The following is a 19,701-nucleotide window of genomic DNA, read 5'->3' as shown; positions in this document are numbered from 1 at the left end:
GTCCAGTAGAGCACCACCGGCGCGGCCGCGGGAGCCGGGTGCTACCCTTCGGGCGTCGGTGGGCCGTGGAGGAGGTGGGCGGGGTCGTGGTGGCTGTGGAGGACCTGGATCCGAGCGTGGCGTTCGACGTCGTCGACCTGCTGGGCGTGCTGACCAACGGCATCCTGGGCGGGGCGGTGGCGCGCCAGCTGAAGATGGACCCCGTCGGCTTCGCGTTCCTGGCCATCGTCTCCGCGCTCGGCGGGGGTCTGCTGCGCGACACCCTCCTGCAGGTGGGCTTCCCCGTGGCCCTGACGAACCCCGCGTACCTCATCACGGCGATCGCCGGTGCCACGATCGCGTTCTTCCTGCGTCTCCAGGGGAAGTGGACCAACCGCGTGCTGGTCGTGGCCGATGCCCTGGCCGTGGGCTGCTGGGCGGCCACGGGCACCGGGAAGGCGCTCGACGTGGGACTGACCTGGCTGCCGGCCGTCATGATCGGCGTGATCACCGCCGTGGGCGGCGGGATGATCCGCGACATCGCGGTGGGGCGGGTGCCGATGATCTTCGGCGGGAACACCCTCTATGCCACGGGCGCGGTGATCGCCAGCGCCGAGATGGCGGTGCTGCACGGCCTCGGCTACCCCAACTGGGGCATGGCCGCGGCGATCCTCACGGCCGCCACGGTCACCGTCGTGGCCCGGCGCCGGGGGTGGCGGCTGCCCGGGGCGGGCGAGTGGAACGTGCGCCTGCCCCGGCGGGACTGGCCGCGCCCGTCGTGGCGTCCGCGCGGGCCCGGCCGCCGGAACGGCGGGGGGCGCCGGACCGCCGACGGCGGCGGCGACGGTCCCGGCCGCGGCACGGACCCCGGCACGTCCTGACCCGCACGGGAGGCGGCCCGGCGTCCGGTCAGACGCCCAGGACCCGCTCGAGGCCGTCCTGCATGTGCGCCCGCAGCAGGCAGTCCGCACGGTCCCCGTCCTCCGCGTCCAGCGCCTCCACGATCTCGACGTGCTCCCGGAGGCGGGCGTCGGCGGACTCGTAGGTCCCCTGCATGCCGGTCAGGGACATCCGGATCTGGGTGAGCAGCGTCCGGTGCATGTTGAGCAGCCGGGGGCTGCCGGCGAGCTCCACGAGCAGCTCGTGGAAGTGCAGGTCCGCCTCCGACATCTCGTGCCCGTTCGGCTCCGGGGCGGCCTCCCGCATCTCGGCCAGCGGCACGGCCAGGGCCTCGGCGGCCCCGGCCCCGGTGCCCGTGGCCACGATCCGGCGCACGGCCGCGCACTCCACGGCCTCCCGGGCGAGGTACATGTCCCGGACGGCCTCCTCGGTCAGCTCCATGACGAACAGGCCGCGGTTGCGGTGGCCCACGAGCAGGCCCTCCTGCGTCAGCCGCTGCATGGCCTCGCGCAGCGGCCCGCGGCTCACGTTGAGCTCCCGGGCCAGCTCCTGCTCCACGAGCTGGCTCCCGGGCGGGAAGCGCCCGTCGGCGATGGCCTCCCGCAGGATCCTGGCGATGAGCGCAGGAGTCGACTCCTGGACCACGGGGGGAAGGGTCGACCGGGCTGCCATGCTGCTCTCCATCTGTTGCACGGCCCGGGGCGGGGCGCCCGGGCCGGGGATCCATCCTAGTCCGCGCCGCAGTGCCCGGCTCAGGGGTCCTCCGCGCGGGCGAACCGCAGGGTCTCGCCGCGGGCGCCGCCCATCCACACGTCCTGGCACGCGGCGGCCAGCTCGTCGAGGCCGTCCTCGATCGTGGCGAAGACGTTGCCCGGCACCCATCCCACGTCGCCGTTGAGCAGCAGGTTGTTGCGCCCGTAGAAGACCGCGAGGTCGATGAGCAGGCGGTGCTCCGAGGTCCCGGAGGAGGCGTCGTAGCCGTAGGCGGGGTTCTCGAGCACCCCGTCGAAGCTGAAGTAGCAGAGGTCCCCCGGGATGGGCGTCACCGTCTGGTTCTCGGGCCCCGGTTCCTCGGGCGCGAACGCGGGGACCAGCGCGTAGATCTCGTTGCGGGCGAACTTCCCGTGGAAGACCTGCCCGGCCAGGGGCAGCGCCTGCCAGACGGCCTCGGCGGTCCGGGGCGCCTCGCGGTCGAGGAGGCGGGCGCGGGCGGTGACGGCGCGCCGCTCCAGGGTGACGGTGAGGTAGCGGGTCACGGGGTGCTCCCTTCGGGGACGGCGGCGGAGGACCGGGCGGCGACCGGCGGGCGCGGGGCGCCCCGGCCGGCCGCGGCCTCGTAGGCGGCCGCGACGTCGAGCACCCGCTGGTCGCCGTGGCGCGGGCCCACGATCTGCAGGCCGACGGGCAGGCCCTCGTCCGTGAGCCCGCACGGGACGGTGACCGCGGGCTGCTGGGTGAGGTTGAAGGGGTAGGAGTACGGCGTCCAGCTGGTCCAGTCCGGGCTCGGGGACCCGGCCGGGACGTCCGTGCCGGCCTCGAAGGCCGTCCGGGGCAGCGTGGGGGTCACCAGGACGTCGTAGCGCTCGTGCAGCAGACCCATCCGGCGGCCCCAGGCCATGCGGCAGGCCGTGGCGTCGAGGTAGTCCTGGGCGCTGTATCCGCCGTGCCGCTCGAGCGCGGCGCGCAGGGAGGGGTCGATCCGCTCGCGCGCGCCGGCCCCGTAGCCGGCCACCACGGACGCCGCGCCGCTGAACCAGAGCACGTGGTAGGCCCACGCGGGGTCCTCCTCGCCCAGCTCCACCTCCTCGACCACCGCCCCGAGGTCGGCCAGCACCCCGACGGCGGCCCGGACGGCGCGCTCGACCTCGGGGTCGTTGACGCCGTACCCCAGGTCCGGGCTGTAGGCCACGCGCAGGCCGGCCGCCCGCTCCGGGCCGGCCAGCCGCTCGAGGAAGCTCCCGGTGGGGGTCGGCAGCGCCGACCAGTCGCGGGGGTCGTACCCCGAGAGGACGTCGAGCATCGCGGCGGCGTCGGCCACGGTGCGGGCCATCGGTCCGGCGTGGGCCAGCGTGCCGAAGGGGCTCGCCGGGTACAGGGGCACCAGCCCGTAGGTGGGCTTGAGCCCGACGATCCCGCAGAAGGAGGCCGGGATGCGCACGGACCCCCCGCCGTCGGTGCCCACCGACAGGGCACCGAGCCGGGCCGCCACCGCGGCGGCCGAGCCGCCCGAGGAGCCGCCGGCGGTCCGGGTGGTGTCCCAGGGGTTGACCGTGACGCCCGTGCGGGGGCTGTCCGTGACGCCCTTCCAGCCGAACTCCGGGGTGGTGGTCCTGCCGACGAGCACCGCGCCGGCTTCCTGGAGCCGCGCCACCGACGGCGCGTCCTCCTCCCACGGCCCGGTCTCCTCGATGAGCAGGGAGCCCCGCAGGGTGGGCCGGCCGCGGGCCAGGAGCAGGTCCTTGACCGTGGTGGGCACCCCGTCCAGCGGTCCGCGCCCCTCGCCGCGGGCCCAGCGCTCCCGGGACTCCCGGGCGCCGCGCAGCGCCGCGTCCCCCTCGACCTGGCAGAAGGCGTTGAGGACCGGGTCCACGGACCCGATCGCGCGCAGCGTCGCCTCGACGACCTCGACGGGCGACAGCTCGCCCGTCGCGTAGGCCGAGGACAGCTGCACCGCGGACAGTTCCAGCACGTCCTGCACGGGACCTCCTCCGGACGCTACGATTGTCGACAATCAAACTGTAAGCTTTTCGCCGATCCGGTCAACCCCGTGGGGAGGAGGTGCCGAGGCCGTGCACACGGTGGTCATGCTCTATCCGGGACACAGCGCGGAGGACGACTACGAGGTGCTGGAGCGTCTCGTGCCGGACGCCGCCTTCCCCGTGGTGCGCACCTGGGAAGGCGGCACCGCGCACGACGTCGAGGCGCTGCTGGCCCTCGGCTCCCGCCGCCACCTGGAGCCCGCGGCCCGGCGGGCTCGCGCCCACGCCCCGGACGCCGTGCTGTGGGCCTGTACCTCGGGCAGCTTCGTGCACGGCCGGGAGGGGGCACGGGTCCAGTCCGGCTGGGTGGGCGAGGCCAGCGGGGCTCCCGCCTCCTCGACGTCCTGGGCGTTCTCGGCGGCCGTCCGGCACCTGGGGGCCCGCCGGGTCGCGGTGGCCGCCACCTACCCGGCGGACGTCGCGGCCCACTTCACGGCCTTCCTGGCCGGCGACGGGATCACGGTCACGGCGCTGTCCGCCCACGACGTCCCCAGCGGCGAGGACGCCGGGCGCCTCGACGCCGAGTGGCTGTTCGGGGCCGCGCGCGCCGCGGACGTGCGGGGCGCCGAGTGCCTGCTCGTCCCGGACACGGCCCTGCACACGGTGGCCGCCCTGCCGGGGCTCGAGCGGGCGCTCGGGATGCCCGTGCTGACCGCCAACCAGGTGACGGCGTGGCACGGGCTGCGGCTGGCCGGGCACCCCGCCCGCGCCGACCGGCTCGGTATCCTCTTCGGGGCGTGACCCCGGCGCCGCCCGGGCCGGGGCCGCGCGGTCAGGACAGCTCGACCTCCCGGGACGGCAGGGCGCACAGTCGCTGCCCCGGCCCCTCCGGGGCCAGGCCCAGCCGGCGCAGGCCCGCCCAGAGCGTCACCTGGTTGGCGGTCAGCACGGGTTTGCCCAGCTCCTGCTCGAGGGGCGCGATGAGGTCGTAGGTGGGCAGGTTGGTGCAGGCCACGAACACGGCCTGGGCCCCCGGCCGGTCCGCCCGGCGGACGAGGTCCGCCGTCACGGCGTAGGGGACGTGCCAGATGAGCCGGTCCAGCCCCAGTCCCGCGCAGGCGACGACGTCCTTGCCGCCCTCCGCGAGGAAGTCCTCCAGCCGCTGCGTGAGCCGCTCGACGTAGGGGGTGGCGATCGCGAGAGCGGTCACGCCCAGGGCGTCCAAGGCCTCCAGCAGCGCCTCGGACGTGGTGACGGCCGGGACGCCGGCCTCCTCGGCGAGGGTCCCGGAGATCCGCCGGGCCCCCTCCCGGCCGTGCACGAAGCTGCCGGACGTGCAGGCGTAGACGACGGCTTCCGGGGCCACGGCTCCGAGGGAGCGGGCCGCGGCCCGGATCTCGGCGTCGTCGCCGATCCGCGCGGCCATGAGCTCGTCCACGACCATGGGGTGGAACGGCGTGCGCGCCACCGCGAGGGACGTCGTCGCCGGCATCCACCGCCACATCTCCCGGTCGAGGGCCATGTCGTAGGGGTTCACGACGCCGAGCACGCGGTGGACGCCGGGGCCTTCCGGGATGGGCATCTGCAGGGCGGCCATGCCTCCATGCTGGCACCGCGCGGCCCGGTCGACAACGGTCGTGACCGCGCACGACGAAGGCCCGGGGACGTCCGACGTCCCCGGGCCCGGTCGACCGCCGGGTCAGCGCTGCAGCTGCTCCGCCGCCGTGGGGTCGGAGTCGTTGAGGAACTTCTGGATGCGCTCGGCCTCGTCGAACTCGCCGATCGCCGCGGCCGCCCGGCCCAGGGCCGCGAGCGCCCGCAGGAAGCCGCGGTTGGGCTCGTGGGAGAACGGGACGGGCCCGTGGCCCTTCCAGCCGTGGCCGCGCAGGGCGTCGAGGCCGCGGTGGTAGCCCACGCGGGCGAAGGCGTAGCCCTCGAGGGTGCGGCCCTCGGCGAGGGCGTCCTCGGCGCACATGGCCCACGCGAGGGAGGCCTTCGGGAAGCGCGCGGCGAGGTCCTCCGCCTCGTCGCCCGCCTCGATGCGCTCGACCAGGCCCGGGTCCTCGGTGAGGTAGGTGGGCTCGGGGCCGCCGAGCAGGTTCTTGCCGGTGAGGGACATGCTGTGTGCTTCCTAGGTCTCTGTGCGGTGGGGCCTGGACCCCGAATGATCATGTCTCAGCCTACGCGGCGGATGACCCCGGCATGTCGCGGCCACTACAGGTGAGGCCCTCGCCGGCATCAGAGCTGCAGCAGGGGAAGGACGAGAGAGGAAGGCTGGCGGAAGGACGTGCTTACCACTGGTCGCTCATTGCCATCCTCTTCAGCGCCTCCTCGACCTGCGAGGCAAACCGACACAGCTGTGCGGCGCGCAGACGCCCGGGCAGGTCGACATCGTCCGGACTTCGCCTGCTCCAATATCCGAGCTGATCTTCGACCAGTGCGAACAAGAGTCCGGGCGAGCTGTCCGCCATGAGCACCAGGAAGTCGTCCGGCGTCCACACTTCGTAGGGCAAGCCGTCGAGGACATGGTTGTCGACCGCATGGAAACCTGAGTCCTGCGTGATCACCATGTCAACCCCGGCATGGACTGCGGCTGCATGAACATGAGCGTCGTTCGGATCGGTGAAAGGCGAGTCCTTGATCACGTAGCCGGTGATCAGGGCCCGCGGAAAGGCCCCTTCCAGATCCCGCCTCTTCTGACCGATGCTGTTGTCAGGCGCCGCAGGATTCTTCCGCCGCAATTGGTACATCCACTCGGACAGGACGTCCTCCGTCCAGTGGGGTACAAACATTCCTTCCCGGCACAGCAGTGCTCCACGAGCGATCCAATCCCGGCACGCACGGGAGAACAGGACACTGGCGTCGAGGAGGACGTGAGTGGGGCCAGCATTCATGATCGTGAGTCTATGAGGGCCGGCCCCCCGCGCACGATGTCACCGCGCTAGGGCGCCATCTCGAGGTCCCCAGAAGGATCGCGCAGACGTTCGAATGCTTGGTCCCGTACGTCCCAAACAGATTTCCTGTATGCGAGGACGTCCTGTGTGCGAAGACGGGTGTGCTTACCCACCGGGCGCGACGGGATTCTGTGCTCTCGCACCAGCTTCATCAGTGTCGGGCGGGACATCCCCAGCATCTTGGCCGCAACCGTCGTGGTGACTTCCTCCGGCGCACCCCCGACCGATACGTGCTGGCCTTGGGCCACTCGCTTCAGCAGATCTTCCACGAGCCCGGCAAGCTGAGCCGGAACCTCGTGGGAGCTTTCACCTATCTGGATCCGCACTGTCGGGTTCGTCTGGCCTTCGAGAGCTGAGACGACTTCACGCGCCTGTTCGATCTGGACCTTTGTAGGGTCGAGGATCTCGAGCGTCGATGTCTTGGACATGGTTCCTCCTCGCTGACTGAATCATCTCACTTCTGTGCAACATGTGCAATAAGTGAAATATCTGAAAATGACAGAGAGGGAACCTCTGCACCTACACAGAAGGACGACGGCGGCGCCCCGCTCGGGCAGGACGCCGCCGTCGCCGCGGCCGCGGAGGGCGGCCGCGGTGGGTGGAGCGGCTACTTGACGGAGGTCCCGGCGGAGCCGAGGTTCTGGCAGGCCTCGACCACGCGGGCGGCCATGGACTCCTCGGCCAGGGCGCCCCACACGCGCGGGTCGTACTTCTTCTTGTTGCCGACCTCGCCGTCGATCTTCAGGACGCCGTCGTAGTTCGCGAACATGTGCCCGGCGATGGGCCGGGTGAACGCATACTGGGTGTCGGTGTCCACGTTCATCTTGACCACGCCGTAGGAGACCGAGTTCGCGATCTCCGCGGCCGTGGAGCCGGAGCCGCCGTGGAAGACGAGGTCGAAGGGACGGTCCTTGCCGACCTTCTTGCCGACCTCCTCCTGGATCTGCTGGAGCAGCTCGGGGCGCAGCTTGACCCCGCCGGGCTTGTACACCCCGTGCACGTTGCCGAAGGTCAGGGCGGTGAGGTAGCGGCCGTTCTCGCCGGCGCCGAGGGCCTCGACGGTGGCGAGACCGTCCTCGACGGTGGAGTAGAGCTTCTCGTTGATCGCGTTCTCGACGCCGTCCTCCTCGCCGCCGACCGCGCCGATCTCGACCTCGAGGATGATCTTGGCCTTGTTCGTGCGGGCCAGCAGCTCCTGGGCGATCTTGAGGTTCTCGTCGAGCTCGATGGCGGAGCCGTCCCACATGTGGGACTGGAAGATCGGGTCCTCGCCGCGGGCCACGGCCTTCTCGGACTCCTCGAGCAGCGGCAGCACGAAACCCTCGAGCTTGTCCTGCGGGCAGTGGTCGGTGTGCAGGGCGATGTTGACGTCGTAGTTCTTCGCGACCTCGCGGGCGAAGGCGGCCATGGCGAGCGAGCCGGTGACCATGTCCTTGACGGAGGCCCCGGACCAGTAGGCGGCGCCGCCGGTGGAGGCCTGGATGATGCCGTCCGAGCCGGCCTCGGCGAAGCCGCGGATGGCGGCGTTGAGGGTCTGGGAGGAGGTGACGTTGATCGCCGGGTAGGCGAAACCCTTCTCCTTGGCCCGGTCGATCATCTCGGCGTAGACATCAGGGGTTGCGATGGGCATGCTGGCTCCTTCGGTTCGGGTGTGGCCTGGCTCCCACTCTAGCCAAACCGCCGCCGCTGGACGACGGGTGGACGCCGCGGGTCGCCCGTCAGGCGACCGGCTGGCCGAACACGTGCCGCCGGATCCAGGCGTGCATCGCCACCGCGGCCGCGGCGGAGGCGTTGACGGAGCGGGTCGAGCCGAACTGGGCGATCGACAGGGTGGTCCCGGCCGCGGCGTGCATCTCGGGGCTCAGTCCCGGCCCCTCCTGGCCGAGGACCAGCACGCAGCGCTCGGGCAGGTCGTAGGTCTCCAGCTGCTGCGAGTCGGGGAAGTTGTCGATCCCGATCACCGGCAGGCCCTCGGCCTGCGCCCAGGCCGCGAACTCCTCGACGCTCGTGTGGTGGCGCACGTGCTGGTACCGGTCGGTGACCATGGCTCCGCGGCGGTTCCAGCGCCGCCGGCCGACGATGTGCACCTCCCGGGCGAGGAACGCGTTGGCGGTGCGCACCACGGATCCGATGTTGAGGTCGTGCTGCCAGTTCTCGACGGCCACGTGGAACCCGTGCCGGCGGGTGTCGAGGTCGGCGACGATCGCGTCCATCGTCCAGTACCGGTAGCCGTCCACGACGTTGCGCCGGTCCCCGTGCTCGAGCAGCTCCGGGTCCCACTGCTCGCCCTCGGGCCAGGGGCCCCCCCAGGGGCCGACGCCGACCTCCGGGCCGGTCGCCGGGACGCCGGCCTCGTCGACGGGGTCAGTCAAGCCCGAGCTCGTCCTTGGTGAAGGCGTAGAGGCACGGCACGCCCGCCGTCTCCTCGATGCGCTCCTTGGCGCCGGTCCGGCGGTCCACGATGATCGCCACGGCCACCACGTTGGCGCCGGCCCGCTGCAGGGCCTCCACCGCGGTGAGCGCGGACCCGCCGGTCGTGGAGGTGTCCTCCACCACGACGACGTCGCGCCCCTGCACCGGGGGCCCCTCGACCTGACGGCCCATCCCATAGCTCTTCTGGGCCTTGCGCACCACGAACGTGTCGACGGCCCGGCCCTGGTCACCGGCCGTGCGCATGATCGCGTGGCCGACGGGGTCCGCGCCCATGGTCAGCCCGCCCACGGCGTCGCAGGAGATCCCGGCGTCGTCGAGCAGCGCCAGCATCACCTGGCCCACGTAGCGGGACGCCTCGTGGTGGAGGGTCACGCGGCGCAGGTCCACGTAGTAGTCGGCCTCGATGCCGCTGGCGAGCGTGACCTTCCCCCGCACCACGGCGAGGTCGATGATCAGCTGGCGGAGGCGGTCGCGGGCCGTCGCGAGGTCGACGGGCGAGAGGTCGGTGGTCATGGGCCCCAGTCTATGGGCCGCGCGGACCTGCCTCCGCTCTGCCTCCGCCGCGAGGGGTCGCGTCCTGCGGGAGAGAACGCGCCTTTCCGGCAGGACGCGACCCGCCGGCCCGGAGCTGTCCCGAAGACGCCCCCTCAGCGCGGGGCCATGCGCAGGGACCCGTCCAGGCGGACGGTGGCCCCGTTGAGGTAGTCGTTGTCGACGAACGAGCCCACGAGCCGGGCGAACTCCTCCGGACGGCCCAGCCGGTGCGGGAAGGGCACGCCGGCGGCCAGCCCGGCCCGGAACTCCTCGCCCAGGCCGGCGAGCATCGGCGTCTCCAGGACGCCCGGCGCGATCGTGTTGACCCGGATCCCGGAGCTCGCGAGGTCCCGTGCGGCGGTGATGGTCAGGCTGTGCACCCCGCCCTTGGACGCCGCGTAGGCGGCCTGGCCCACCTGGCCCTCGAAGGCCGCCACGGAGGCGGTGTTGACGATCAGCCCGCGCTGCCCGTCGTCGTCGACGGGGTCGGTGGCCGCGATCCGCTCGGCGGCCAGCGTCAGGACGGTGAAGGTGCCCAGCAGGTTGACCCGGACCACCGTCTCGAACAGCGCCAGGTCGTGGGGCCCTTTCCGGCCCAGGACGCGGGCGGACGGAGCGATGCCGGCGCAGTTCACGACGGTCCGCAGCGGCCCGGCGTCCGCCGCGGCGGCCACGGCGGCGCGCACCTGGTCGTGGTCCGTCACGTCCGCGGCCACGTAGCTGACGCCGTCCACGGCGGGGGCCCTCTCGAGGCCCGCGGGCAGGTCGAGGCCGGTCACGCGCACGCCCCGGGAGGCGAGCATCACGGCGGTGGCCGCGCCCAGGCCGGAGGCGGCGCCGGTGACGAGGGCCGAGGTGTCGGTGATGTCCATGCGGGTCCTTTCGGGGACGGGGTGGCTCGGGCGGGGACTCGGACGGGCGGCTCAGACGAACGCGGAGACGCCCGTGACGGCGCGGCCCACGATGAGGGCGTTGATCTCGTAGGTGCCCTCGTAGGTGTAGAGGATCTCGACGTCGTTGAAGAGCTTGGCCATCTCGTGGTCGGTGACCACGCCGTTGCCGCCGAGCAGGTTCCGGCCCAGCGCGGCCGACTCCCGGGCCAGGGAGGTGGTGGTGGCCTTGGCCAGGGCGGCGTGGGGCATGTCGAAGCCGCCGCCCTCCTGCAGCCGGGCGATCTGGGCCATGAGGCCCAGGGCCGCGGTGGCGTTGCCGAGGATCCGGGCGAGGGGCTCCTGCACCAGCTGGAACCGGGCGAGCGGGCGGCCGAACTGCTTCCGGGCCAGGGCGTAGTCGCGGGCGACGTCGAAGATCGCGAGCTGGACCCCGGCCGCCTGCCAGCCGACCCAGGCGCGGGAGTTGCGCAGCATCACGTTGGCGGCGGCGAAGTCCTGGGCCCCGGGCAGGGCGGCGGCGGCGGGGATCCGGACCTCGTCCAGGACGATGTCGGCGTTCTGCATGATCCGCAGGCCGATCTTGTGCTCGATCCTGGTGGCGGTCCACCCGGGCCGGTCGGTCTCCACGAGGAAGCCCTTGACCTTCCCGTCGGCGGTGTCCCGGGCCCAGACGATCGCGAGGTCGGCGATCGTGCCGGCGCCGATCCAGCGCTTGGTCCCGGTGAGCACCCACTCGTCGCCGTCGCGGGTCGCGGTGGTGGCCAGGCCGCCGGCGATGTCGGACCCGTGCTCGGGCTCGGTGAGCGCGAACGCGCCGAGGGCCCGGAAGCGGCGCAGCTCCGGCAGCCACCGGTTCTTCTGCTCCGCCGAGCCCAGCGCGTCGATCAGATCGACGATGAGCTCGTTGTGGATCCCCACGAGGGCGCTGAGGGAGACGTCGGCGCGGGCGACCTCGGCGTAGGCCAGGCCCCGGAACAGCCGGCTCGCCCCGGAGAGCTCGAGCTCGCCGAGCCCGTGGGCGGCCAGGCCCGGGAGCAGGTGGGACGGGAACTCCTCGCGGTTCCAGTACGGCGTGACCACGGGGCGGACCTGCTCCTGGAGGTACGCGTGCAGCTCGGCCAGCCGGGCGCGCTCGGGCGGCGGCAGGAGGGCGGCGAAGCAGAAGAGGTCGGCGTCCGGGAAGGGGATGCCGGAGCGCTGCTCCACGGACGGGGATTCCCCGCGCAGGACCGGGTTCATGGGATGTCCTTTCGTCGGTCCGGGCGGAGGGGTGGCCCGCCGGGACCGGTCGAACCGTACGGTGGTGAGCACATCGTACTGTGACCCACCTCACCGGGGCGGAGGCTGGCCGCCTCACCCCGGACCGGCGACCCGGCCGTTCTCGAGCACCACGACGTGCTCGGCCAGGGCGGCGGCGTCCCCGGGGTCGTGACTGATGACCAGGGCCGTCCGGCCCTCCAGCACCCGGACGAGCAGCTCGCGGAGGAGGGGCCGGGCGGCCGTGTCCAGGGCGGAGAAGGGCTCGTCCAGCAGCAGCAGCTGCGGCTCGGCCGCCAGGGCCCGGGCGATCGCGACGCGCTGCGCCTGGCCGCCGGAGAGCTGGGCCGGCCGGCGGTCGGCGAGCTGCTCGGCCCCCACCTCGGCGAGCCAGTGCCGGGCGGCGGCCCGCGACCGGGCGCGGCCCGTCCCGCGGCTGCGCGGGGCGAAGGCCACGTTGTCGAGCACGCTCAGGTGCGGGAACAGCAGCGGCTCCTGCGCCATGAGCGCGATGCCGCGCTCGTGCGGGGGCACCCAGCTCCCGCGCCCGGAGTCGTCGAGGTCGAAGAGCACGGACCCGGCGAGGGTGCACCGGCCGGTGTCCGGCACGAGCAGCCCGGCGAGGACGGCGAACAGCGTGGACTTCCCGGCGCCGTTGTGGCCGGTCACCGCCACGGTGGCCCCCGGCGGGACGGTCAGCGAGAGGGCCACGTCCCGTGCGGCCAGCCGGGCGGTCACGGACAGCCCCTCCGTCATCGCCGGCCCGGTCATCGCCGGCCCACCGTCCGGCGCACGGGGGCGGACAGCCCCACGACGAGCACCGCCACGACCACGAGCACGAGCGAGAGGGCGACGGCGGCGTCCGGGTCGGTCTCCCGCAGCAGGTAGATCTCCAGGGGCAGGGTCCGGGTGGTCCCCTGCAGACTGCCCGCGAAGGTCAGGGTGGCCCCGAACTCGCCCAGGCAGCGGGCGAAGGAGAGCACCGCGCCGGAGGCCAGCCCGGGCAGCACCAGGGGGAGGGTGACGCGTCGCAGCACGGTGGTGGGCCGGGCCCCGAGCGTGGCCGCGACCTCCTCGTAGCCCGCCGCCGCGCTGCGCAGCGCCCCCTCGAGGCTGACCACGAGGAACGGCAGCGCCACGAACGTCTGGGCGAGCACCACGGCCACGGTGGTGAAGGCGATGCTGATCCCGGCCAGTTCGAGGTAGCGCCCGACGAGCCCGTAGCGCCCGAAGGTGTGGAGCAGGGCGATCCCGCCGACCACGGGCGGCAGCACCAGCGGCAGCAGCGCCAGCGACCGCAGCAGCCGCGCGCCGGGCAGCCGCGCGCGGGCCAGCACCAGGGCCATCGGGGTGCCCAGCAGCACGCACAGCGCGGTGGAGACGGTCGCGGTGCGCAGGCTCAGCCACAGGGCGGTGCGGGAGGACTCCGAGGTGATCAGGCCGAGGAAGCCGTCCCGGTCCACCCGGGCGAGCATCCCGAGGACCGGCAGGACCACCACCAGGGCGCCCAGGGCCGCCGGGATCCACACCCAGCCGGGGACGGTGCTGAAGCCGCGGGGACGACGCCGGGTCACGGCGCCCCGAACCCCGCCCCGGCCAGGACCTCCCGGCCGGGCTCGCCCGCGACGAGCTCGAGGAACTGCCGGGCCGGCTCCGTCGCGTCGGAGTCCGCGAGCGCGGCGACGGACAGGCGGTTGACAGCCCGGGAGGCCCGGGGGACCTCGACGACCTCGACCGCGTCCCCGGCCGAGCGGGCGTCCGTGACGTAGACCAGACCGGCGTCCGCCTGGCCCGAGACGACCTTGCCGAGCACGCCCGTCACGGAGCCCTCCTCGCTCACCGGGCTCAGCCGCACGCCCGAGGTCTCCTCGACCCGCTCGGCGGCGGCACCGCACGGCACCTGCGGCGCGCACACCACGACCTGCACGCCCGGGTCCGCCAGGTCCCGGAGTGAGCCGACGCCGGCCGGGTTGTCCGCGGGCACGACCACGGTCAGGACGTTGGTCGCGAAGACCTCGGGCTCGCCGTCGACGAGGCCGGCGTCCACGGCCCCGGCCATGCTCCGCTCGTCGGCGGTCGCGAGGACGTCGGCAGGCGCGCCCGCCGAGAGCTGCTGGACCAGGGCGGAGGAGCCGGCGAAGTTCAGCGACACCTCGACCCCCGGGTGCTGCGCCTCGAACTGCTCCGCCAGCTCCGTGAAGGTGTCCGTGAGGGAGGCGGCGGCGTGGACGTCGAGAACGGTGGCGGGGGGCGAGCCGGACCCGCAGCCGGTGACGCCGAGCCCGAGGCAGGTCAGGAGGACGGCGAGGACGGAGGCCCGGGCGTGCACCATCTGCCTCACGCCCCGGGGGTCTCGACGACGACGTCGGTCGACTTGACGACGGCCGTGGCCACGCGGCCGGGCTCCAGGCCCAGGTCCCGGACGGCCTCGGTGCTCATGAGCGAGACCACCCGGTGCGGGCCGCACTGCAGCTCCACCTGGGACATCACGGTGTCCGAGACGACCTCGGTGACCAGTCCCACGAACCGGTTGCGCGCCGAGCTGGCGACGCGCGCGGGGTCCTCGGGCCGCACGGAGCGGTCCTTGAGCAGGCGGGCCAGCTCCAGACCGTCCACCACGGTCTGGCCGGTGGCGCTCCGGGTGCTGCGCAGCGTGCCCTGGTCGATCCAGCGCCGGACGGTGTCGTCGCTGACGCCGAGGAAGCGGGCGGCGTCGGCGATCCTGATCTCGGTCATGACGACACCATATCCGCATCTGCGGTTTTTCGCCCGGTATATGGGGCGCAGGTGCGGGAATTCAGCCGCCGGTGACGACGTCGCAGACGGCCTGGCCGTAGCGCTCGAGCTTGGCGTCACCGACGCCGGAGATGCCGCGCAGCTCGCCCAGCGAGCCGGGCCGGCTCTGCGCGATCGCGGAGAGGGTCGCGTCGTTGAAGACGACGTACGCCGGCACGCCCTGCTCCTTCGCCACGGTGGAGCGCCAGGCCCGCAGCTGCTGGAAGAGCTCCTGCTGGGGCTCGTCGAGGACCGGCGCCGCGGCGGCCGTCCTCGGCCTGCGGGCGGCCTTCCCCCGCTCGGGCTCGCGGCGCAGGCGCACCTCCTTCTGCCCGCGCAGCACCTCCCCCGCCGCGTCGGTGATCGCCAGGACGCCGTACTCGCCCTGCACCTGGAGCAGGCCCTGGGCGAGCAGCTGGCGCACCACCCCGCGCCACTCCTGGTCGCTCAGCTCGGTGCCGATGCCGAAGGTGGTGAGCTCGGTGTGGCGCATCCGCACCACCCGCTCCGTCTCCCGGCCGAGCAGGATGTCCACCAGGTGCCCGGCGCCGAACTGCTGGCCCCGCTCCCGCTGCAGCCGCACGATCGTGGACATGAGCTTCTGCGCCGGGACCGTGCCGTCGAAGGCCTCGGGCGGGTTCAGGCAGGTGTCGCAGTTGCCGCACGGTCCGCTCGCCTCGCCGAAGTAGCGCAGCAGCTGCTGGCGGCGGCACTGCACCGTCTCGCACAGCGCGAGCATCGCGTCCAGGTGGAGCGTCTGGGCGCGCTTGCGCTGCCGGTCCCCCTCGCCGTCGTCGATCATCCGCCGCTGCTGGACGACGTCCTGCAGCCCGTAGGCCAGCCACGCCGTCGACGGCAGGCCGTCGCGCCCGGCGCGACCGGTCTCCTGGTAGTAGCCCTCGATGCTCTTGGGCAGGTCGAGGTGGGCGACGAAGCGCACGTCGGGCTTGTCGATCCCCATGCCGAAGGCGATGGTCGCGACCATGACGACGCCGTCCTCGCGCAGGAAGCGGGTCTGGTGCTGCCGGCGCAGCTCGGCGGGCAGGCCGGCGTGGTACGGCAGCGCGGTGACGCCCTGGGCGGCCAGCCACTCGGCCGTGCGCTCGACCGAGGCGCGGCTGAGGCAGTAGACGATGCCGGCCTCGCCGTCGTGCTCGGTCCGGATGAGCTGCAGCAGCTGCCGGCGGGCCTCCTGCTTGGGCCCCACGCGGTACTGGATGTTGGGCCGGTCGAAGCTGGAGACGAAGACGCGGGCACCGCCCAGGTGGAGGTTGCGGACGATCTCCTCGCGCGTCTCCTGGGTCGCGGTGGCCGTGAGGGCGATGCGCGGAACGTCGGGCCAGCGTTCGTGCAGGATCGTCAGCCCGAGGTAGTCGGGGCGGAAGTCGTGGCCCCACTGGGCCACGCAGTGCGCCTCGTCGACGGCGAAGAGCGCGACGCGGGCGCGGTCGAGCAGGTCGGCGGCCGCCGGCAGGCGTTCGGGCGCGAGGTAGAGCAGGTCGAGCTCCCCGGCCAGGAGACGGCGCTCGACGTCGCGGCGCTGCTCGACGGTCTGGGTCGAGTTGAGGTACGCGGCGTGCACACCGAGCTGCTCGAGGGCGTCGACCTGGTCGTGCATGAGCGCGATGAGCGGGCTGATGACCACCCCGGTGCCCTCCCGGACGAGCGCGGGGAGCTGGTAGCACAGGCTCTTGCCCCCGCCGGTGGGCATGAGCACGAGCGCGTCCTCGCCCCGGGTGACCGTCTCGATGATCTCGGCCTGCTGGCCGCGGAAGGCGTCGTAGCCCCAGACCCGGGTGAGCACCTCGAGCGGCGCGGACGACGTCGCGCGCGGGGCGGCGGGCGTCTCGCGCGGGGCTGCGGTTCCGGTCGCGAAGGCGGCGGCCACCTCCGGGTCGGTCACGTCCCACCCGTCGGAGGTCTCCGGCGGAGGCTCCGCCCAGCCGGTCTCCGGTCCGTTCCACGTCTCACCCACACGGCCAGGGTAGCCGGTGCGGGCGGGACGGGCTCACGGGGTGCGGGGCGCCCGCGGGGCGCGGCCCGGTGGCTGGCGCGGCGCGGGGGTGGGCGGGCGGGGGGTGTGCAGCGGGACGCGCGCGGGGCGGTCGGCCGTGAGGGTCAGGGGCTCGTCGTCGATCCGCAGCGCCACCTCGCCGGGGGCCTCGTCCAGGAGCCGCACGACCGTGCCCGTGCGGGTGACCTCCACGCCGATCCGGTGGCCGCGCCACCGGAGGCGGAAGGCGATCCGGTGCAGCCGCTCCGGCAGCCGGGGAGCCAGGCGCAGCTCGTCCCCGCCCGTGTCCAGCCCGCCGAAGCCGCAGACCACGGCCAGCCACGACCCGGCGGCGGAGGCCAGGTGCAGGCCCTGCTCGGCGTCCTGCTGGATGTCCCGCAGGTCCACGAGGGCGGACTCGCGCAGGTGCTCGAGGGCGAGGTCCAGGTGGCCCACGCGGGCGCAGACCACGGCCTGGACGCAGGCCGAGAGGGACGAGTCGCGCACGGTCCGCTGCTCGTAGTAGTCCAGGTCCCGGGCGGTCTGCTCGGGGGTGAACGCCTCGGCGCACCACCACAGGGCCAGGACCAGGTCCGCCTGCTTGACGACCTGACGGCGGTAGATCTTGGCGTAGTGGAAGTGCTCCTCCACGGGGTAGCCGTCGCGCTTGGCCTCGAAGTCCCACTCGCGGTAGGTCGTGAAGCCCTCGTTGGAGGGGTGCACGCCGAGCTCGGCGTCGTAGGGGACGTGGATCGCGTCCGCCAGGGCCCGCCACCGCTGGAGCTCGTCCGCCGTCACCGACAGCCGCCCCACGTGCTCGGGGTGCTCCTCGCACGCGTCGGCGGCCGCCCGGAGGTTGCGCCGGGCCATGAGGTTGGTGAACACGTTGTCGTCGACCACGCCGGTGTACTCGTCCGGGCCGGTCATCCCGAGCAGGTGGACGCGGCCCCCGTGGTCCTCGTGCACCATGGCCGCCCACACGCGCGCCGTCTCCACGAGGACGTCGACCCCGCCGACCGTGGTGAGGTCCTCGCCGGTCACGTCGGCGTACCAGCTGAAGGCCCGCGCGATGTCGGCGTTGACGTGCATGGCCGCGGTGCTGGCCGGCCAGTACGCCGACGTCTCGTGCCCGTCGATGGTGCGCCACGGGAAGGAGGCGCCGTCCAGGTCCAGGACCTGCGCCCGCTCCCGCGCCCGGTCCAGGGTCGAGGAGCGCCACCGCAGGAGCCGCGCGGCGTCCCGGGGGCGCAGCAGCGACAGGGCCGGCAGCACGAAGCCCTCGATGTCCCAGAAGGTGTGCCCGCTGTACCCGCCGCCGGTCAGACCCTTCGCCCCGACCGGGGCCCGGCTGACGCAGGCCGCCGCCTGCAGGAGCTGGAACAGGTCGAAGCGGACCGCCAGCTGCAGCTCGGGGTCGCTGTCGATCTCCACGTCCGCGCCGTCCCAGTACTCGTCCAGCTCCGCGCGCTGGTCGGCGAGCAGCCCGTCCCAGCCGCGCCGCCGCGCCCCGGCCATCGCGGCGAGCACCTGTCCGCGGAGGTCGTCGGCGGGGTCGTCCGCGGCCGAGGAGTGGCACAGGTACTTCACGAGGCGCACGCTCTCGCCGGGTCCGACGTCGGCCACGAGTGTCGTCACGACGTGGTCCTCGTCGCACTGGGTGCTCACGGCGCCGCCGGCCGGCAGCACGGCGTCGTGCTCGACGGCGGCCGCGACCCCGATGCGGCTCTGCGCGGTGCGGTGGACCAGGACCCCGCCCGTGTCGTGGCAGTGGTGGATCTCGGGGCGGAACGGCTTCTCCAGGGCCGCCGCCACGCGCGGGTCCTCGTTCTCCACCTTGGGCGGGGTGCCGTTGACCACGAGACCGGACCGGAGCACCACCTGCACGGGCCGGTCCACCGCCTCGACGACGTAGTGGACCGCCGTCACCGGGCGGTGCACCAGCGAGACGAGCCGGGTGGACGTGAGGCGCATCCGGGCGCCCCGCGGAGTGGTCCACTCCGTCGCCCGGCGGACCGTGCCCGCGCGCAGGTCGAGCACCCGGTCGTGCTGCTCCGGCGGCGACTCCCGTACGTCCAGGGGGACGCCGTCGACCTGCAGGTGCACGGTGCTGCCGTCGGCCACGCCGATGACGGCCTGCCCGTGCTCGGGGTGCCCGTAGCCGCCCTCGGGGTAGGACAGCGGGTGGTACTCGTGGACCCCCGACATGAAGGTGCCGCGGGAGGTGCTGGGCTGCGCCTCGTCCAGCGTCCCCCGGACGCCGACGTACCCGTTGGACAGGGCGAAGACGGACTCCAGGGCGCCGCCCGCGGCGGCGTCGAGGGCGGACTCGCGGACCTGCCAGGCGGAGGCTTCGTTCGACGGTTCAGGCATGGCACCACGTTAGCTCCCGCGGCCGGGCTGCACCCGGTCGGGGCGGGGACTCAGCGGTGGGTGAACCGCGGCTCGCGCTTCTCCGCGAACGCCGCCATGCCCTCCTTCTGGTCCTCGGTGGCGAACAGGGCGTGGAAGAGCCGGCGCTCGAGGTGCACCCCCTGTGCGAGGGTGGTCTCGAACGCCGCGTCCACGGCCTCCTTGGCCGCGAGGACCGAGGGCAGGGACTTCGCCGCGATGGTCCCGGCGACGTCCAGGGCCTCCTGCAGCAGGTCCGCGGCGGGCACCACGCGGGAGACGAGGCCCGCCCGCTCGGCCTCCGCGGCATCGAGGTGCCGGCCGGTGAGGACCATGTCCATGGCCTTGGCCTTGCCCACCGCGCGGGCCAGGCGCTGGGAGCCGCCCATCCCGGGGATCACCCCGAGGTTGATCTCGGGCTGCCCGAAGCGGGCCGTGTCCGCGGCGATCAGGAGGTCGCACATCATCGCCAGCTCGCACCCCCCGCCCAGGGCGTAGCCGGACACCGCCGCGACGACGGGCGTGCGCACCCGGGTGAAGGCGTCCCAGCCCGCGAACCAGTCGGCGAGGTACATCTCCGGGGCGCTGCACCCGGCCATCTCCTTGATGTCGGCGCCCGCGGCGAAGGCCTTCTCCGAGCCGGTGAGGACGATCGCCCCGATGCCGGGGTCGGCGTCCAGGGCGGTGGACGCGGCGACGACCTCGCGCAGGGTCGCGGCGTCGAGGGCGTTGAGCGCCTTCGGCCGGTTCAGGGTGATGATCCCGACCCGCCCGCGGGTCTCGACCAGGATGTTCTCCGGGCGGTCGGCGGTGCTGCTCTCCGGGGTGCTCCGGTGGTCGGTCCCGTGCTGGTCGCTCATGCTGCGCTCCTGGTTCGCTCGGTCGGTCGGATCTCG

Annotated in this window: 21 protein-coding genes; 2 read left to right on the top strand and 19 right to left on the bottom strand. The window is 73.6% G+C overall.

What is annotated here, in order from left to right:
- Positions 1–86: 86 nt before the first annotated feature.
- Positions 87–860, top strand: a complete 774-nt coding sequence (locus tag Q0817_RS04530) for a trimeric intracellular cation channel family protein (protein WP_298584890.1) — start codon at positions 87–89, stop codon at positions 858–860.
- 28 nt (positions 861–888) lie between these two features.
- Here Q0817_RS04530 and Q0817_RS04525 read toward each other — a convergent pair whose 3' ends face one another.
- From Q0817_RS04525 to Q0817_RS04515, 3 genes are all read right to left on the bottom strand, one after another.
- Positions 889–1,551: a GntR family transcriptional regulator gene (locus Q0817_RS04525; protein WP_298584889.1), complete on the bottom strand. Its 663-nt coding sequence runs from the start codon at positions 1,549–1,551 to the stop codon at positions 889–891.
- A gap of 80 nt (positions 1,552–1,631) precedes the next feature.
- Positions 1,632–2,135 carry a DUF3830 family protein gene (locus Q0817_RS04520; RefSeq protein WP_298584887.1) on the bottom strand — a complete coding sequence of 168 codons (504 nt, stop codon included), beginning with the start codon at positions 2,133–2,135 and terminating at the stop codon, positions 1,632–1,634.
- Positions 2,132–3,577, bottom strand: coding sequence for an amidase (locus Q0817_RS04515; protein ID WP_298584886.1), 1,446 nt, complete (start codon positions 3,575–3,577; stop codon positions 2,132–2,134). Before Q0817_RS04515 ends, Q0817_RS04520 begins: the two co-directional genes overlap by 4 nt.
- A 91-nt stretch (positions 3,578–3,668) precedes the next feature.
- On the opposite strand from Q0817_RS04515, the gene Q0817_RS04510 reads away from it, so the two are divergent.
- Entirely contained in the window at positions 3,669–4,379 is a 711-nt protein-coding gene (locus tag Q0817_RS04510; RefSeq protein WP_298584885.1) for a maleate cis-trans isomerase, read from the top strand.
- 31 nt (positions 4,380–4,410) lie between these two features.
- Here the strand turns inward: Q0817_RS04510 and Q0817_RS04505 are convergent, their stop codons facing one another.
- The 16 genes from Q0817_RS04505 to Q0817_RS04430 all read right to left on the bottom strand — a co-directional run bounded on the left by Q0817_RS04505 (position 4,411) and on the right by Q0817_RS04430 (position 19,665).
- Complete coding sequence (locus Q0817_RS04505; RefSeq protein WP_298584882.1) at positions 4,411–5,175, bottom strand: Asp/Glu/hydantoin racemase; 765 nt, start codon at positions 5,173–5,175, stop codon at positions 4,411–4,413.
- Between the two features lie 102 nt (positions 5,176–5,277).
- Positions 5,278–5,697 carry a DUF3151 domain-containing protein gene (locus Q0817_RS04500; RefSeq protein WP_298584880.1) on the bottom strand — a complete coding sequence of 140 codons (420 nt, stop codon included), beginning with the start codon at positions 5,695–5,697 and terminating at the stop codon, positions 5,278–5,280.
- A 172-nt stretch (positions 5,698–5,869) separates the two neighbouring features.
- Entirely contained in the window at positions 5,870–6,472 is a 603-nt protein-coding gene (locus tag Q0817_RS04495; RefSeq protein ID WP_298584878.1) for a PIN domain-containing protein, read from the bottom strand.
- Between the two features lie 47 nt (positions 6,473–6,519).
- The gene (locus tag Q0817_RS04490) at positions 6,520–6,960 is read right to left on the bottom strand and encodes a helix-turn-helix domain-containing protein (protein ID WP_298584875.1); all 441 of its coding nucleotides are present in this window, start codon (positions 6,958–6,960) and stop codon (positions 6,520–6,522) included.
- A 179-nt stretch (positions 6,961–7,139) separates the two neighbouring features.
- Positions 7,140–8,162, bottom strand: a complete 1,023-nt coding sequence (fbaA, locus tag Q0817_RS04485) for a class II fructose-bisphosphate aldolase (protein WP_298584873.1) — start codon at positions 8,160–8,162, stop codon at positions 7,140–7,142.
- Positions 8,163–8,250: 88 nt separating this feature from the next.
- Complete coding sequence (locus tag Q0817_RS04480) at positions 8,251–8,904, bottom strand: TrmH family RNA methyltransferase (RefSeq protein ID WP_298584871.1); 654 nt, start codon at positions 8,902–8,904, stop codon at positions 8,251–8,253.
- Positions 8,897–9,478 (bottom strand): orotate phosphoribosyltransferase, encoded by a 582-nt coding sequence (gene pyrE / locus Q0817_RS04475; RefSeq protein WP_298584869.1) that lies wholly within the window; start codon positions 9,476–9,478, stop codon positions 8,897–8,899. Before pyrE ends, Q0817_RS04480 begins: the two co-directional genes overlap by 8 nt.
- A 134-nt stretch (positions 9,479–9,612) precedes the next feature.
- Entirely contained in the window at positions 9,613–10,371 is a 759-nt protein-coding gene (locus tag Q0817_RS04470) for an SDR family NAD(P)-dependent oxidoreductase (protein WP_298584867.1), read from the bottom strand.
- A gap of 51 nt (positions 10,372–10,422) precedes the next feature.
- A complete protein-coding gene (locus Q0817_RS04465; protein ID WP_298584865.1) occupies positions 10,423–11,631 on the bottom strand; it encodes an acyl-CoA dehydrogenase family protein in 1,209 nt (402 codons plus the stop codon).
- A gap of 114 nt (positions 11,632–11,745) precedes the next feature.
- Positions 11,746–12,420, bottom strand: coding sequence for a sulfate/molybdate ABC transporter ATP-binding protein (locus tag Q0817_RS04460; protein ID WP_298584863.1), 675 nt, complete (start codon positions 12,418–12,420; stop codon positions 11,746–11,748).
- Positions 12,417–13,223 (bottom strand): ABC transporter permease, encoded by an 807-nt coding sequence (locus Q0817_RS04455; RefSeq protein WP_298584861.1) that lies wholly within the window; start codon positions 13,221–13,223, stop codon positions 12,417–12,419. Before Q0817_RS04455 ends, Q0817_RS04460 begins: the two co-directional genes overlap by 4 nt.
- Positions 13,220–13,981, bottom strand: a complete 762-nt coding sequence (gene modA / locus Q0817_RS04450) for a molybdate ABC transporter substrate-binding protein (RefSeq protein WP_298584949.1) — start codon at positions 13,979–13,981, stop codon at positions 13,220–13,222. Before modA ends, Q0817_RS04455 begins: the two co-directional genes overlap by 4 nt.
- A gap of 5 nt (positions 13,982–13,986) precedes the next feature.
- Positions 13,987–14,385: a molybdopterin-binding protein gene (locus Q0817_RS04445; protein WP_298584860.1), complete on the bottom strand. Its 399-nt coding sequence runs from the start codon at positions 14,383–14,385 to the stop codon at positions 13,987–13,989.
- Between the two features lie 61 nt (positions 14,386–14,446).
- Complete coding sequence (recQ, locus tag Q0817_RS04440) at positions 14,447–16,228, bottom strand: DNA helicase RecQ (protein ID WP_298584947.1); 1,782 nt, start codon at positions 16,226–16,228, stop codon at positions 14,447–14,449.
- Between the two features lie 204 nt (positions 16,229–16,432).
- The gene (locus Q0817_RS04435) at positions 16,433–18,787 is read right to left on the bottom strand and encodes a glycoside hydrolase family 65 protein (RefSeq protein WP_298584859.1); all 2,355 of its coding nucleotides are present in this window, start codon (positions 18,785–18,787) and stop codon (positions 16,433–16,435) included.
- Positions 18,788–18,837: 50 nt separating this feature from the next.
- On the bottom strand, positions 18,838–19,665 hold the full coding sequence (locus tag Q0817_RS04430) for an enoyl-CoA hydratase (RefSeq protein ID WP_298584857.1): 828 nt from the start codon (positions 19,663–19,665) through the stop codon (positions 18,838–18,840).
- Positions 19,666–19,701: the final 36 nt, after the last annotated feature.

The organism is uncultured Kocuria sp., from assembly GCF_947500125.1.
GTDB lineage: Bacteria > Actinomycetota > Actinomycetes > Actinomycetales > Micrococcaceae > Kocuria.
This window is presented reverse-complemented; position numbering and strand designations above follow the sequence as displayed.

Coding starts and splice junctions, on each gene's coding strand:
- Q0817_RS04525 (WP_298584889.1), bottom strand. CDS start 1,551: ATGGCAGCCCGGTCGACCCTTCCCCCCGTGGTCCAGGAGTCGACTCCT.
- Q0817_RS04505 (WP_298584882.1), bottom strand. CDS start 5,175: ATGGCCGCCCTGCAGATGCCCATCCCGGAAGGCCCCGGCGTCCACCGC.
- Q0817_RS04500 (WP_298584880.1), bottom strand. CDS start 5,697: ATGTCCCTCACCGGCAAGAACCTGCTCGGCGGCCCCGAGCCCACCTAC.
- Q0817_RS04495 (WP_298584878.1), bottom strand. CDS start 6,472: ATGAATGCTGGCCCCACTCACGTCCTCCTCGACGCCAGTGTCCTGTTC.
- Q0817_RS04490 (WP_298584875.1), bottom strand. CDS start 6,960: ATGTCCAAGACATCGACGCTCGAGATCCTCGACCCTACAAAGGTCCAG.
- fbaA (WP_298584873.1), bottom strand. CDS start 8,162: ATGCCCATCGCAACCCCTGATGTCTACGCCGAGATGATCGACCGGGCC.
- pyrE (WP_298584869.1), bottom strand. CDS start 9,478: ATGACCACCGACCTCTCGCCCGTCGACCTCGCGACGGCCCGCGACCGC.
- Q0817_RS04470 (WP_298584867.1), bottom strand. CDS start 10,371: ATGGACATCACCGACACCTCGGCCCTCGTCACCGGCGCCGCCTCCGGC.
- Q0817_RS04465 (WP_298584865.1), bottom strand. CDS start 11,631: ATGAACCCGGTCCTGCGCGGGGAATCCCCGTCCGTGGAGCAGCGCTCC.
- Q0817_RS04460 (WP_298584863.1), bottom strand. CDS start 12,420: ATGACCGGGCCGGCGATGACGGAGGGGCTGTCCGTGACCGCCCGGCTG.
- modA (WP_298584949.1), bottom strand. CDS start 13,981: ATGGTGCACGCCCGGGCCTCCGTCCTCGCCGTCCTCCTGACCTGCCTC.
- Q0817_RS04445 (WP_298584860.1), bottom strand. CDS start 14,385: ATGACCGAGATCAGGATCGCCGACGCCGCCCGCTTCCTCGGCGTCAGC.
- Q0817_RS04435 (WP_298584859.1), bottom strand. CDS start 18,787: ATGCCTGAACCGTCGAACGAAGCCTCCGCCTGGCAGGTCCGCGAGTCC.
- Q0817_RS04430 (WP_298584857.1), bottom strand. CDS start 19,665: ATGAGCGACCAGCACGGGACCGACCACCGGAGCACCCCGGAGAGCAGC.